Origin of the sequence: Thioalkalivibrio sp. ALE16 (genome assembly GCF_000381305.1) — a bacterium.
Lineage (GTDB): Bacteria > Pseudomonadota > Gammaproteobacteria > Ectothiorhodospirales > Ectothiorhodospiraceae > Thioalkalivibrio.
In genome coordinates this window covers 1-13,055 of record NZ_KB906372.1, presented here as the reverse complement: position 1 = coordinate 13,055, position 13,055 = coordinate 1, and the positions used below count along the sequence as shown (strand labels likewise).

General features: G+C 65.9%; 12 protein-coding genes and 1 pseudogene. 3 read left to right on the top strand and 10 right to left on the bottom strand.

Annotated elements, in window-relative coordinates:
* Positions 1–104: 104 nt before the first annotated feature.
* From asnB to F627_RS0113155, 8 genes are all read right to left on the bottom strand, one after another.
* Positions 105–2,123, bottom strand: a complete 2,019-nt coding sequence (asnB, locus tag F627_RS0113190) for an asparagine synthase (glutamine-hydrolyzing) (RefSeq protein WP_019584314.1) — start codon at positions 2,121–2,123, stop codon at positions 105–107.
* Between the two features lie 95 nt (positions 2,124–2,218).
* On the bottom strand, positions 2,219–3,292 hold the full coding sequence (locus F627_RS0113185; protein WP_019584313.1) for an aspartate carbamoyltransferase: 1,074 nt from the start codon (positions 3,290–3,292) through the stop codon (positions 2,219–2,221).
* Positions 3,289–3,411: a hypothetical protein gene (locus tag F627_RS17295; RefSeq protein WP_018876760.1), complete on the bottom strand. Its 123-nt coding sequence runs from the start codon at positions 3,409–3,411 to the stop codon at positions 3,289–3,291. The genes F627_RS0113185 and F627_RS17295 overlap by 4 nt, the downstream gene beginning before the upstream one ends.
* Positions 3,408–4,874, bottom strand: a complete 1,467-nt coding sequence (locus F627_RS0113175) for a sodium:solute symporter family protein (protein WP_019584312.1) — start codon at positions 4,872–4,874, stop codon at positions 3,408–3,410. Before F627_RS0113175 ends, F627_RS17295 begins: the two co-directional genes overlap by 4 nt.
* Positions 4,871–5,614, bottom strand: coding sequence for a cysteine hydrolase family protein (locus F627_RS0113170; RefSeq protein ID WP_018867658.1), 744 nt, complete (start codon positions 5,612–5,614; stop codon positions 4,871–4,873). The genes F627_RS0113175 and F627_RS0113170 overlap by 4 nt, the downstream gene beginning before the upstream one ends.
* Positions 5,615–5,639: 25 nt before the next feature.
* Positions 5,640–6,881: a Zn-dependent hydrolase gene (locus F627_RS0113165; protein WP_017943111.1), complete on the bottom strand. Its 1,242-nt coding sequence runs from the start codon at positions 6,879–6,881 to the stop codon at positions 5,640–5,642.
* 82 nt (positions 6,882–6,963) lie between these two features.
* Complete coding sequence (locus F627_RS0113160) at positions 6,964–7,365, bottom strand: hypothetical protein (protein WP_019584311.1); 402 nt, start codon at positions 7,363–7,365, stop codon at positions 6,964–6,966.
* A gap of 23 nt (positions 7,366–7,388) precedes the next feature.
* A complete protein-coding gene (locus tag F627_RS0113155; RefSeq protein ID WP_019584310.1) occupies positions 7,389–7,925 on the bottom strand; it encodes a MarR family winged helix-turn-helix transcriptional regulator in 537 nt (178 codons plus the stop codon).
* A 373-nt stretch (positions 7,926–8,298) separates the two neighbouring features.
* Between F627_RS0113155 and F627_RS0113150 the strand changes: the two genes are divergently transcribed.
* Complete coding sequence (locus F627_RS0113150) at positions 8,299–9,507, top strand: hypothetical protein (RefSeq protein WP_019584309.1); 1,209 nt, start codon at positions 8,299–8,301, stop codon at positions 9,505–9,507.
* A gap of 92 nt (positions 9,508–9,599) precedes the next feature.
* Here F627_RS0113150 and F627_RS0113145 read toward each other — a convergent pair whose 3' ends face one another.
* Together F627_RS0113145 and F627_RS0113140 are read right to left on the bottom strand one after the other, a co-directional pair.
* The gene (locus F627_RS0113145; RefSeq protein WP_042835269.1) at positions 9,600–11,015 is read right to left on the bottom strand and encodes an AmpG family muropeptide MFS transporter; all 1,416 of its coding nucleotides are present in this window, start codon (positions 11,013–11,015) and stop codon (positions 9,600–9,602) included.
* 18 nt (positions 11,016–11,033) lie between these two features.
* A complete protein-coding gene (locus F627_RS0113140) occupies positions 11,034–11,807 on the bottom strand; it encodes an exodeoxyribonuclease III (protein WP_255349519.1) in 774 nt (257 codons plus the stop codon).
* Between the two features lie 113 nt (positions 11,808–11,920).
* Here F627_RS0113140 and pyrE point away from each other — a divergent pair, with 113 nt between their 5' ends.
* Together pyrE and F627_RS0113130 are read left to right on the top strand one after the other, a co-directional pair.
* The gene (gene pyrE / locus F627_RS0113135; RefSeq protein ID WP_019584306.1) at positions 11,921–12,556 is read left to right on the top strand and encodes an orotate phosphoribosyltransferase; all 636 of its coding nucleotides are present in this window, start codon (positions 11,921–11,923) and stop codon (positions 12,554–12,556) included.
* Positions 12,557–12,849: 293 nt separating this feature from the next.
* A pseudogene (locus F627_RS0113130) lies at positions 12,850–13,055 on the top strand (IS110 family transposase); the annotation flags it as partial.

Here is a 13,055-nt window from a genome sequence, read left to right as displayed (position 1 = left end):
TCGGATCGGATATCCAAATGAAAGGCCCCGCGGATGGTCGATCCGCGGGGCCTTTTTGCGTGGCACCGGGAGGACTCTCCCGGGCCTTTGACGGGCATCCGTAATCAGGCGTGCCAGCCGAACTCCTCGGCCTTCTGCTGCGCCAGCGCCGGGATGTCGGTGGCGACGAACTTCTCGTACAGCACCTGCACCCCGATCATGTGGTTGATCACCGCGTCCAGCTGGACCTGGGTCGCGGCCGGGGTGTCCTCGGATTCGTGCAGCTCGAACACCTGGCGCACGCCCTCCGGATCCAGCAGACCGGCCTCCTCGACCTTCTCCGGTGCGAGGTAGCGATCGGCCAGGGCCTTCATCGCGGCCCACTTGACCGGATCGGTATGCGCCGGCGGGGCCATGAACGCGAACTTCTCGCGCTCGTAGAGCACCTTCGGCAGCAGGCCCTTCATCGATTCGCGCAGCACGTACTTCTCGGTCGGGCCCTTGATGCGCATGGTCGGCGGCAGGTGGGCGGCGAACTCGGCCAGGTGGTGATCGAGGAACGGCGGGCGCGCCTCCATCGAGTTGGCCATGTCCATGCGGTCGCCGCCCCAGGTCAGGATCTGGCCTTCCAGCATGGTCTTGATCCAGACGTACTGGGCCTTGTCCAGCGGGTGCCGGCCTTCCAGCATGTCGTTGTCCAGGGCATCGGCGATCGCCTTGCCCGGCTGGTAGCCCTGCATGCGCTCGCGGCGCTTCGGATGCAGCAGGCCCGGCACGTGGTCAGACGCGGCCAGCCACGGCTGCAGGCAGGACGGGGTGAAGCCCATCATTCGGGTGAATTCGGGGTCATCCACCTCGTCCTCGGCCAGCATCGCGCCGGAGACCAGCTCGTTGGACTCGTTCAGCATCTGCTGCCAGGCCTGACGATCGGCCTCCGGCAGGGTATCCAGCCCGTGCAGGAACATGTCGCGGCGGAACGCCGGGTAGCCGCCGAACAGCTCGTCCGAGCCCTCGCCGGTGACCACCACCTTGTAGCCGGCCTTGTTCACGTGGCGGCTCATCAGGAGCTTGGCCACGCCGAGGGTGTTGTAGATGGTGCGCTCGGCGTGCCAAAGGGCCTCTTCGAAGTTGTCGTAGAGGTGGTCGGCGTTCAGGGTCATGATGTCCTGGTCGGCGCCGACGCTCTCGGCCATCTCGCGGGCGATCGCGGTTTCGTCGTAGTCGTCGTTGTCGAAGCCGATGGTGAAGGCCTTGACCGGCGACTGCTGGCTGGCCGAGGCCAGCCCCAGGGTGATGCAGGAGTCGATCCCGCCGGAGAGGTAGCAGGCCACCGGCACGTCGGCCTCCAGGCGCAGCTGGACGGCCTCCATCAGCTTCTCGCGCACGCCCTCAATCCAGTAGTTCTCGTCGGTCTCGCTCTCGGGCGGACGCTCGGAGGCCAGCGGGAAGTCCATGTCCCAGTACTTCTCCTGGCGGATCTTCAGCTTGCCGTGGGCGCGCTCGACGATGACCATGTGCCCGGGCTTCACCTGGTGGATGCCCTCGAAGGCGGTGGTGCCGGGCACCATGGTCTGCATCAGCTGGTGGTACAGGCCGTCGTCGGCGAACTGGCGCGGCACATCGGGGTTGGCGAACAGCACCTTCAGTTCGGAGCCGAACACGAAACTGCCGTTGGCCTCGGTGAAGTACAGCGGCTTGATGCCGAAGCGGTCGCGGATCAGGATCAGCCGGTCGTGCTTGCGGTCGTACAGCGAGATCGCAAACTCGCCGCGAAAGTGCTTCACCGCATCCTCGAGCCCCTCGCGCTGGTACAGGTGCATCACCATCTCGGAATCGCTCTTGGTGCGGAACTTCACCCCGCGCGAGGTGAGATCGGTGCGGATGCGCTTGTAGTCGTACAGCTCGCCGTTGACCGCGGTCATGATCTCGCCGTTGGTCATGCAGAACGGCTGGCGCCCGCGGTTCTCGTCAAGGTCGATGATCGACAACCGCGCGTGGGAGAATCCCACGCCTCGGTCGTCCTGCGTCTTGTAGCCGAAGCCGTCAGGACCGCGGTGATACTGGATCGCGGCCATGTTGACCAGGGTCTGCGGGTCGACCTTGCGGTCCGGGTCGGCGTGAAAGATTCCGGCGATGCCACACATGGCATGTCTCCTTGGTTATCCGTTCGGTGCGAGCGGGGCGCGGCCCGGTCCGTTCCGGCGCGCCACGCCACTCGCGGTTCAGTTCACTGCGAGGTTCAGTCTTCCGGGGTGTCCATGACCGCGCTGATACGGCGGACCACGCTGGTCAGCAGCGCCATGCGCACGAACACCGCCCCGCGCGCCTGGGCGAAATACCAGTTGTGCGGGGTGTCATCGAGGTCCGTCGACAGCTCCGCACCGCGCGCCAGCGGGTGCATGATGATCGCGCCCTTCTTCAGCGGGGAGTTGCGATCCAGCTTCAGGCCCTCACCCATGGACTCGAAGGTATCACCCACCCAGGCGATGGCGTTGATGTACACCACGTCCAGCTCCGGCAGCACCGGGTCCAGCTCGTGCACCACGCGCAGGTTCAGGCCGGCCTCCGCCAGTTCCTCGCGCTGGCCGGGATCGAAGTTCTCGTCCTCGCGCGAGATGATCACGACCTCTTCGATCGCGTCGGGGAACAGGCTCAGCAGGCGCAGCAGCGAGCGCACCGTGCGCATGCGCGAGGGCACCCCGATGATGCCGACCTTGATGCGGTCCTCCGGGACAACCGGGCCGGTGAACAGCTCCGGGCGCCACTTGGCCAGGGTGTAGACGTCCGCCAGCGCCTGGGTCGGGTGCTCGTCGATGCCGTTGCCGGCGTTGACCAGCGGGATGCGCAGGTTCTCCAGCATGTTGTGCGCGGCCTCGCCATCGGAGGAGCGCAGCACCAGCACATCGCCGTAGTTGTTGAACATCTCGGCGATGTCCGCCAGCGATTCGCCCTTGGCAATGCCGGTGCTCTTGGGGTCGGTGATCGACATCACCGCCCCGCCAAGCCGGTGCCAGGCGCTCTCGAACGACAGCCGCGTGCGGGTGGACGGCTCGTAGAACGCGCTGATCAGGATCTTGCCCGCCAGTGGCAAGTGCATCAGGGCGGGCGTCGTCTCGTACTGCGCGGCCAACCGAAACAGCTGCAGCAGTTCCTCGCGGTTGAACTGCTGACTGGAGACCACATGTGCGGCGGCCAGCTTCAGCAGCGGATCCGGGTCTTCCTCCACCGCATCCAGCAACGCCCGCGGCCGGTCGGTACCGGCGGCGCCGTCTTTCGGGTGGAGCACGTGCAGGGGATCTTCGGTGTAGTTCACCAGAGGCGTCCTTTTTTCCAGTCGCGGATAAACAGGGCGATCAACAGGATCGGGGTCAGGGTCGCCACCAGCGTGGCGATCACGACGATGATGGAGAGGGCGGTGGTCGAGATCGTCATGCGGGACTCCCCATCGCATGAGTGTCTTCACGGGCCAGGCGGTCCCAGTCGAACGGGCGCGGGGCCAACCAGGTGGCCAGCACCATCACCGCCAGGGAGACCGCCGCGCCTACCAGGGCCGCGACGTAGAACCCGATCAGGAAATAGCTGGCCAGTCCGATACCGGACCCCAGTATCATCGACCAGGCCGCGCCCTGCGGGTTCGCCTGCTTCCAGTACAGGCCGGCGACGATCGGCCAGATCGCGGAGGCCACGAAGGCCCCGGTGAAGTACAAAAGCTCCGCCAGGGAGCCGACGATCGGGATCTCGCCGCGATAGCTGGCCGCCAGCCAGGTCAGCAGACCCAGCAGCACCACGATTACCTTGGTCGCGCGGAACTGGTGCTGCTCGCTGGCTCGCGGACGGATGTGGCCGCGGTAGATGTCGCGGGTCACCAGGTCGGACGTGGCCGCCAGCAGCGAATCGAGGCTGGAGGCCAGCGCGGCGAAGACCACGATGAACACGACGATCGCACCGGTGAGACCCAGCACCTCGGCGGCCACCAGCGGCCCGACCATGTCCGCCGCGGGGACGTTGATCCCCAGCGCCGGCGTGGCCAGCGCGATGAAGCCGGCGACGATCGGGATCGGCAGCCACAGCAGGCCGCCGAACAGGTAGGCGCGGAAGCCCACGTTGCGGCCGAAGGCGAAGGCGCGCGACCACCAAACGTTGGAGTGGAAGATCTCGCCCACGCCGAACAGCAGGTTGTTGAACAGGAACATGATCGCGGCCGGGAACAGCAGGCTCAGCAGTTCCGGGCGCTCTTCCATCAGGTTGAAGTGGATCACCTCGAAGCCGACCTTGTCGATGGTCAGCCAGGCGATGAAGGCCGCGCCGGCGATGATGATGACCGTCTGGATAAAGTCGGTCCCGATGACCGCGCGCAGACCGCCCAGCAGGGTGTAGATCACGCAGACGGTCAGGATCACGGTCATGCCCACGCGATAGTCGATCCCGGCCAGGGCATTGATCAGCACCCCGCCGGCCATCGCCATCGAGACCAGCCAGCCAAAGGCGTAGATCAGCGAGACCATCAGGAACACGCGCCAGGTGAAGGTGCCGAAGCGCAGGCGGATGAAGTCCCCGGAGGTGAAACCGCGCGGCATCAGCTCGCGGATGCGTCGCGCCAGCGGCGCGAACAGGATCAGGCCCAGCGCACCCAGCGAATACCCGAGCATGCCCCAGACACCAAGCTGCAACGCCAGTTGCGGGGCGGTCATCGTGGTATTGGCGGTGACCCAGGTGGCCATCGCGGTCGCGGTGGCGAGCGCCAGGCCGACATTGCGGCCCGCCAGCATATGGTCCTCGGCGGTCTTGTTGCGACGCCCCAGCCACCAGCCCAGCACCACCCAGAGGACGCTGAACGCCGCCAGCAGCCCCCAGGCAATGGAGGTCGGGAGGATGGGGTCGTCGAGACCGGTCACGAGGCCTCCTGCACCTTCTTGATCTCGCGGATCGCCTCGTCCGTGGTCATCACCCGGGCGTAGCGGTCCTTGATGGTGGTGATCGTGGCCTTCTGCATCTCCGGCGTCACCGTGGCCGTGGCGTCGTCCATCAGGGTGACATAAAAGCCCAGGTCACAGGCATCCCGCACGGCCGTGGAGACGCACTCGTTGGAGTACACGCCCACGATGAACAAGGCGGAGATGTTCAGGTTGCGCAGGATGTAGTGCAGGTTGGTGGAGTTGAAGACCCCGCTGGCGGTCTTGTCCAGCACGATCTCGTCCCCCACCGGAGCCACCTGCTCGACGAACTCGGCATCCTTGGAGCCGGGAGCCGCGTGCAGGTTCAGGCGCTTGTGGCCCGGGCTGCGGTCGCGGCCGTCGCGGGTCAGCGAGCGGATGCGGGTGTGGATCACCTCCAGCCCCTCCTCGCGGAAGGCATCCTGCAGGCGGCGCACGTTGGGCAGCACCGTCTGCTCGAGGCGGTTGAAGTAGTACTCCTGCGCCTCCAGCGGCACACCGGATTCGGCGGAATCGGCGAACACCCCGTGGCCCCGCGCGGCGTCCAGATACTGCAGGTCGATGCACAGGAGCGCGACATGGTGCTCCCGCAGCTCCTGACGCAGGACCGGTGTGGTGATCAGGCTCTCCTGGTACTGCTCGCGCAGCGGGTCCAGGGAGTCGTAATCGGTCAGGCGGGAGACGTTGTTGTTGTCGGCCATTCCGGGCGTTTCCTCTCGTCGCGGTTTATTGCCGGGCCGCCAGCGCCAGGGCACTTTGCAGGGCCAGGTTGGCGCCGGTCTCGATGTCCTCCCAGTTTGTCCATTCCGCGGCGGAATGGCTACGCCCCTGGAGACTCGGCACGAAGATCATGCCCGTGCGGGTGATCCGGCTCATGCTCTGGGTATCGTGGGCCGCGCCACTGGGCATCGTGATATACTCCAGCCCCATGCGTTCGGCCTGCGCCTCGATGGTCTGCACGACGCCCGGGTCGCAGCGCACCGGATCGATCTCGGAGAGGACGTCGAACTCGAACATCAGGTCGCGCCGGCGCGCCAGGCTCGACAGGGTGCGCCGGGCCGCATGGGCCAGCGCGGTCAGCACCTTCTCGTCGGTGTCGCGCACCTCGAAGGAGAAGGTCGCCATGCCCGGCACGGTATTGGCCGCGCCGGGCGCGAGCTCCACACGCCCAATGGTCGCCCGCGAGTTGGGGCTGCCGTGTTCCTCGAGCAGGCGATTGATCTCGCCGCCGAACTCGGCCAGCCCCTGGAAGGGATCGATGCGCATGTCCATCGGCGTGGTGCCGGCATGGTTCGGCTGCCCTTTCAGGCGCACCTCCCACTTGAACAGGCCCGTGATCGCCTCGACCACGCCCACGCTCAGGCCGCGCCGGTCGAGGACCGGCCCCTGCTCGATATGCGTCTCGATAAAGGCATGCAGGGTGTGCGGATCGCGGCGCGCGGCCAGGGCATCGTCGGCGTTCAGGCCCCAGTTGGCCATGGCCTCGACCAGGGTGACCCCTTCCAGATCGCGGGCGTGGCTGATGCTCTCCGGGGTCAGCTTGCCGGCCATCGCCTGGGAGCCGAACATGCCGCCGAATCGGCCTTCCTCGTCGGTGAAGTCGATCACCTCGAGGGGGTATTCCAGATCGACCGCGTTCTCCTTGGCGGTGCGCAGCACCTCCAGCCCGATCAGCACGCCCAGGGCCCCGTCCAGCGGACCGCCGCCGGGCACCGTGTCCAGGTGCGAGCCCATGGCGACCACCGGGCGCTTGCCGTCGTAGTCCAGACGGCCGTGAAGATTCGCGGCGCCGTCCTGCCACACGTCCAGACCCGCGGCCTCCAGGCGCCCGCGAAACCACTCGCGCCCGGCGCGGTCGCCCTCGCTGAAGGCGCGGCGGTGCAGGCCGCGATCCTCATCGCGGCCGATCTGCCCCAGTTCGTTGATGTCCTGTTGCAGGCGCTGCATGTTGATCTTGAGATCCGTCATGGAAACCTCCGGTAGCGGGCCCACCCCGGATCACGCGAAGACGCTTTACGCAGCCACGGATCGACGAGACGGGCCGGGTGAATCAGTCGCGCGGGCGACCGCGCAGGATGGCCCCGATCAGGACCAGAAAGACGACGGCGCCCACCGCAAAGAAGCCGAAGGCACGCGCCAGGCTGTGATGCTCCACGACGACGGTGGCCGCGTCGGCCCAGGTATCGGCATCCGCAGCGCGCAGGCGGAAGCGATACTCGCCGTCGGGCAGGCCGCTGACCACGGTGCTGGCATCACCGCCTTCGTAGACGATGCGCGCATCCTCATGGTCCGGCCCGGTGGCCCGCTCCAGCACGACGGCATCCTCGGCCTCCCAGGCCAGCGTGAACCCCCCATCCGTGGAGCGCTCGGGCGGCGCGTCGAACGCCGGCTGCGCGCTCAGTGCCAGCGGCAGCCAGAACAGGAACGGCAGGAGGGGGCGAATGAGTCGCATCGGGGCCTCCGCGCGGGCCGGGCTCAGGATTTGCCGTCGAACGGCTGCAAGCCGGCCTTGGGTTCCGTGGTGTTCATTGCCTCGACCAGCAGGTCCAGGCCTTGGTCCAGGTCTTCGAGGCAGCCCTTCGGCAGCGAATGCAGGGCCCGGTTCAACTCGCCCTGCGGCGCGGCCGGGGCCTTGTCCAGCAACGCCATGCCCGCATCCGTCACGTACAGACGCACGATGCGCTGGTCCTTTTCCGGACGCCGACGCTCGATCAGGCCTCGGTGCTCCAGCTTGTCCAGGAGGTTGGAGGTCGTGGAGGCATGCACCGACAGTCGGCGCGACAGGTCGCTGACGTTCAATCCCGGCGTGCGCTGGAGCTCCCACAGCGCCCACAGCTGCGAGGCGCTGATCCCGCAGGCCCGCTCCACCGTCCGCGAATGCCCCTGCAGGGCGCGGATGATCACGCGCAGCTGGCGGATCACCGAACGCGCCATGTCTGGCTCGCCAGTCGTGCTGGCCACAGGGCCGGTTTCGTTTTCGGGTGCCTCGGGCACAGCCTCGGTGGATGCCATCAAAACTTCTCGCAGTTGAATCACTCGTTTAGTTATTTTTGTACAAAAATAGTTCCATTGCAACTTACGCCCAGGCTGGCGAAATCGCAGCATGACAGCTAAATACGTGAATTGGGGAGCCTGCCGAGGCATAAGGCCCGCCCCGGTGAACCGGGAATCGGGCGGCTGAAGGCCCTCCAAGCTAGAGAAGGAACACGGGGCGGGTGTCGTGGTCACACCACAGGTGCGCCGAAATAACGTGTCCCGTTTACAACGAATCAGCAAAGGCTTATAAGCTTTTTCGCGCTGGATCCCGAGACACTGCGCGCACTCCGTGTCCGCCCGGGAAGGCCGCCGGCGACACCCGAACCGCCTGACCAGAAGAGGAATCGCAATGAAGAAGACGATGAGCTGGACCCTGGCACCCCTGTCCGGTGCCGTTGCCCTGGCCCTGTTCCTGGGCCCGAATGTTGCCGTTGCCGAATACGACAGCATCCAGGTCGGCAACCTGTCGATCGGCGGTGCCCTGCGCGCCAATTACGTAATAGGGGATTATCCCGGAGATTCAAACCGACGTGACTGGGACGACGGTGGTGATGTCTTTTTGGATACCGTCCGGATAAACCTGGACTACGAAAACGGTCCATGGCTCGGGAAGCTGGAGTACCGCTGGTACAACGGCTACAACATGCTGCATACCGGCTGGGTAGGCTACAACTTCGAGAATGAGAGCCAGCTTCAGGTGGGCGTGAACCGCGTGCCGTTCGGTCCCGGCGCATACGGGGTCTCCCAGAGCTGGTTCTTCGACCAGCACTACTACATCGGTCTATCCGACGACATGGATCTTGGCGTGAAGTACACCATGCCTATGGGCGACTGGACCTGGGACTTCGCCTATTACGCGAGAGACGAAGGCCACTACTCCGGCGACTCCAGAGACAGCGCCCGTTACTCCTACGACGTGGTCAATCACTTCGGCGATGGATACGAGGAACGCAATCAGTTAAACGTGCGCGGGATCTACAGCATCCCCAATGCCGACACCGACGTTGGCTTCTCGGCCCAGTACGGCGAGCTGAAGAGCAAAGGCCCCCAAAGCGATGGCGACCACTACGCCGTCTCGGGCCACATGGTCAATAACTGGGGCAACTGGACCCTGGCCAGTCAGCTTTCCTATTACAAGTACGACGTGGACGAACACAATGTGTTCGGTGTTGACGGCAGTACAGCGCCGACCCTGACAGATCGGCATGTGCAATTCGGCGCCTACGACTTCTCGAACGCGATCGCCGCTGAAGGGTGGGTTCCTGCCGTGTCCCTCAGTTACTTCAAGGAGACGGATAGTATTCCGTGGCTGGACTACGTGATTCCCTACGCCGAGGTCTCCTCCATCGTGAAGAGTGAAAGTTCGTTCAATAGTAGTGACCTCGTTGTCCTTGGCGCTGCATGGGGCCGCGGGAATTGGTACATCTACACGGATCTGGCTTTCTCGAACGGAAACGAGTTTGTGGGCTGGGATGCACAATTCTACGACCGCCTTGGTAGCAACAACGATGACAATTGGCAGACGCGGTTCAACCTGAATTTGGGTTACTACTTCTAACCCGCCCAGTCCAAGCCGCTGCAAAGCGGCGTTGGTGAAAAAGCCCGTGCCTGGTGGTGCGGGCTTTTTTGTGCTCGGGGCAGCGCCCTGGGTCAGGCGCTATTCGCGGCCTGGGGCTCCGGCACATCCGGCCGGCCCGGCTGGGCCATATGGTCGGGGTTGGCCCAGCGCATCAGGGCGAAGGCGAGCAGGATGGTGGGGATGCCGATCAGGGCCGAGCCGGCGAAGAACCAGACCCAGCCGATGTGCTCCGCCAGCACGCCGGTGAAACCGGCGAGGAACTGCCCCGGCAGGGTCATGATGGAGCTGAACAGGGCGTACTGGGTGGCGGTGTAGGCACTGTTGGTCAGGCTGGAGAGGTAGGCGATGAACACCGAGATCGCCATGCCACCGGAAAGATTGTCCGCCATGATCGCGAACACCAGGCCATAGGTCTCGGGGCCCAGGGTGGCCAGCCAGGAGAAGGTCAGGTTGGTCAGCGGCGCCAGAACCGCCGTCGCGATCAGCATGCGCATGATGCCGAAGCGCACCACCAGCAGGCCGCCGAGGGCCGCGCCGGTCAGGGTCATGGCCAGGCCGAAGGCGGCGGCGATGTTGGCGATCTCGTCCTTGGTGAAGCCGATATCCAGGTAGAACGGATTAGCCATTACGCCCATGAAGATATCGCTGATACGGAACACGGCAATGAAGGCGATCACCACCAGGGCGATCTTCCCGAAGCGCTGCCAGAATTCGACGAACGGGCAGATCACCGCGCCGATGAACCAGGCCTTCAGGTCACGCCACCAGCCCGTATCGGAGGTGTTGTTGAGGTAGTGGACCACGCGGTCCTCGAGTCGGGCCGTGGCGGAGTCGCGCCGGGCCACCTCGGGCTCACGGACGATCAGCGTGCAGACGACGCCCACCAGCATCAGGGCGGCCATCGCGCCGTAGGAGAGGCTCCAGCTGCCGATCGCGGCGATATGCAGCGCCCCGGCTCCAGCGGTCAGCAGGGCCACGCGATAGCCGAACACGTAGGCGGCGGCCATCGCGCCCTGGCGCTCCTGGCTGACGGCCTCGATACGGTAGGCATCGATGGCGATGTCCTGGGTCGCGGCGCCGAAGGCCGTGAGTACGGCCCAGACGGCCACCAGCCAGAGCTGCTCCGTCGGGTCGGTCAGAGCGATCCCGGCCAGGCCCAGGATGATTACGGCCTGGGCGAACAGCATCCAGGCACGGCGACGCCCGAACACTCGGGTCAGGACCGGCAAGGCGAGGCGGTCGACCACCGGGGCCCAGAACACCTTGATGCTGTAGGCCATGCCGACCCAGGAGAGGAACCCGATGGACGCCAGCTCCACGCCAAGATCGCGCAGCCAGGCGGTGAAGGTGCCGCCGGTCAGCAGCAGCGGCAAGCCCGCGGCAAAGCCGAGGAACAGCATGCCGATGACCCGCGGATGGCGGTAGACCGCCAGGGCCGCGCGCCAGTCGCGGCGCGGGGGCCGTTGCGCTTCGGCGGCGTCGGTCATGCGCGGCACAGGCCCCGGTCAGGGCTGGTAGTCATAGTCGATCCAGAACGGCGCGTGGTCGGAGAAGCGGTCTGCGGTATGGATGTACGGGTCGCGCGCGGTGGCGGCAATGCCCGGGGTGGCGATCTGGTAGTCGATCCGCCAGCCCACGTTCTTGGCCCAGGCCTGCCCGCGGTTGGACCACCAGGTGTACCGCTCCGGGCGCTCGTCCAGGCGGCGGAACACATCCACCATGCCGATCTCGTCGAACAGGTGATCCAGCCAGGCGCGTTCCTCCGGCAGGAAGCCGGAGTTCTTGCGGTTGGACTTGTAGTTGGTGAGGTCGATCTCCTTGTGGGCGATGTTCCAGTCGCCGCAGATGACCCATTCACGCCCATCCTGCATGCGTTCCGCCAGCCAGGGGCGGAAGAACTCCAGGAAGCGCCACTTGGAGTCCTGGCGATGATCGCCCGAGGAACCCGAGGGCAGATAAAGCGAGACGACCGACAGGTTGCCGAAGCGCATCTCGGCATAGCGGCCCTCGTTGTCGGCCTCCTCGAAGCCGATGCGGGTCACAACCTCGTCCGGCTGGCGACGGCTGTACAGGGCCACCCCGCTGTAGCCGGGCTTCACGGCATCGACATAGACGCTGTGGTAGCCGGGTGGATGGAACGGCTCGCCCTGGATCTGATGGATCTGGGCCTTGGTCTCCTGGATGCAGACCACGTCGGCCTCGGTAGTCGGGAGCCAGTCGAAGAAGCCCTTGCGGGCGGCGGCACGGATGCCATTGGCGTTCATCGAGAGTATGCGCATGGCGGGGAACAATACCCGCGCACGCGGGCGCGGAAAAGGGCCCCGACCGGCGCCGATGCCGGATTCGCGGGTGGGTGTGTCAGAATACGGCGTTTTACGACCGGAGCACCCCGATGACCGCCCACGCCTTCCTGGAATATGCCCTGCAACGCGATGTCCTGCGCTTTGGCGAGTTCACGCTGAAGTCCGGGCGGGTGAGTCCCTACTTCTTCAACGCGGGGCTGTTCAACCGGGGCTCGGATCTGGCCCGCCTGGGCGAATTCTATGCCCGCGCGATTGTGGACTCCGGCATCGAGTTCGACCTGGTGTTTGGCCCGGCCTACAAGGGCATCCCGCTGGCGGCGGCAGTGACCGAGGCGCTTTATCGCGACCACGACATGGACCGCCCCTGGGCCTTCAACCGCAAGGAGGCCAAGGACCACGGCGAGGGCGGCAACATCGTCGGCGCCCCGCTGGAGGGCCGGGTGCTGATCGTCGACGACGTGATCACCGCCGGCACCGCGATCCGCGAGTCGGTGGACCTGATCCGCGCGGCGGGTGCGGCGCCGGTGGGGGTTGCGATTGCGCTGGACCGCGAGGAACGCGGCCGCGGCGAGCGCTCCGCCATCCAGGAGGTCGAGGCCGACCTGGGCCTTCAGGTAGTGCGCGTGGCCCGGCTGGCCGACCTGGTCACCATGCTCGAGGCCACCGGCCGGGCACCGGAACATCTGGAGGCCCTGCGCGCCTACCGCGCCGAGTACGGCATTTAGGGGGCTCGCCGCGACATTGACCCTCGCCCCCGTCATTGCGAGGGGTGCGGCGACGAAGCACAAAAGCAGCGAAGCTGCGTTGAACGGCCGCAGGCCGGCCCGCAGGGCGAGCGAAGCGAGTAACCTGCGTCTGGAACCACCCGATCCCGACCGGTCCGGCCCCTGCCAGCTTCGGGAGGTTGCTTCGTCGGCTGCGCCTCCTCAATGGGATGGACGCCCCCGCCCTATTACGGCATCGCGATGTGCCAGAGTGGGGGTGATCACTCTCACTCGAAGAAGACGGAGGCGTCCACATGCAGGTTACAACACTCGGTATTGATCTCGCGAAGAACGTGTTCCAGGTCCACGGTGTGGATGCGCAGGGCCGGCAGGTGTTTTCGAAGGCGCTGCGGCGCAGCCAGTTGCGCAACTTCGTCGCCCAGCTGCCGGCCTGCCGGATCGGCATGGAGGCCTGCGGGAGTGCCCATTACTGGGCGCGTGAGTTGCAGGCGCTGGGGCA

Coding starts and splice junctions, on each gene's coding strand:
- pyrE (WP_019584306.1), top strand. CDS start 11,921: ATGACCGCCCACGCCTTCCTGGAATATGCCCTGCAACGCGATGTCCTG.
- F627_RS17295 (WP_018876760.1), bottom strand. CDS start 3,411: ATGACGATCTCGACCACCGCCCTCTCCATCATCGTCGTGATCGCCACG.
- F627_RS0113160 (WP_019584311.1), bottom strand. CDS start 7,365: ATGCGACTCATTCGCCCCCTCCTGCCGTTCCTGTTCTGGCTGCCGCTG.
- F627_RS0113150 (WP_019584309.1), top strand. CDS start 8,299: ATGAAGAAGACGATGAGCTGGACCCTGGCACCCCTGTCCGGTGCCGTT.
- F627_RS0113140 (WP_255349519.1), bottom strand. CDS start 11,807: ATGCGCATACTCTCGATGAACGCCAATGGCATCCGTGCCGCCGCCCGC.
- F627_RS0113145 (WP_042835269.1), bottom strand. CDS start 11,015: ATGACCGACGCCGCCGAAGCGCAACGGCCCCCGCGCCGCGACTGGCGC.
- F627_RS0113155 (WP_019584310.1), bottom strand. CDS start 7,925: ATGGCATCCACCGAGGCTGTGCCCGAGGCACCCGAAAACGAAACCGGC.
- F627_RS0113170 (WP_018867658.1), bottom strand. CDS start 5,614: ATGGCCGACAACAACAACGTCTCCCGCCTGACCGATTACGACTCCCTG.
- F627_RS0113165 (WP_017943111.1), bottom strand. CDS start 6,881: ATGACGGATCTCAAGATCAACATGCAGCGCCTGCAACAGGACATCAAC.
- asnB (WP_019584314.1), bottom strand. CDS start 2,123: ATGTGTGGCATCGCCGGAATCTTTCACGCCGACCCGGACCGCAAGGTC.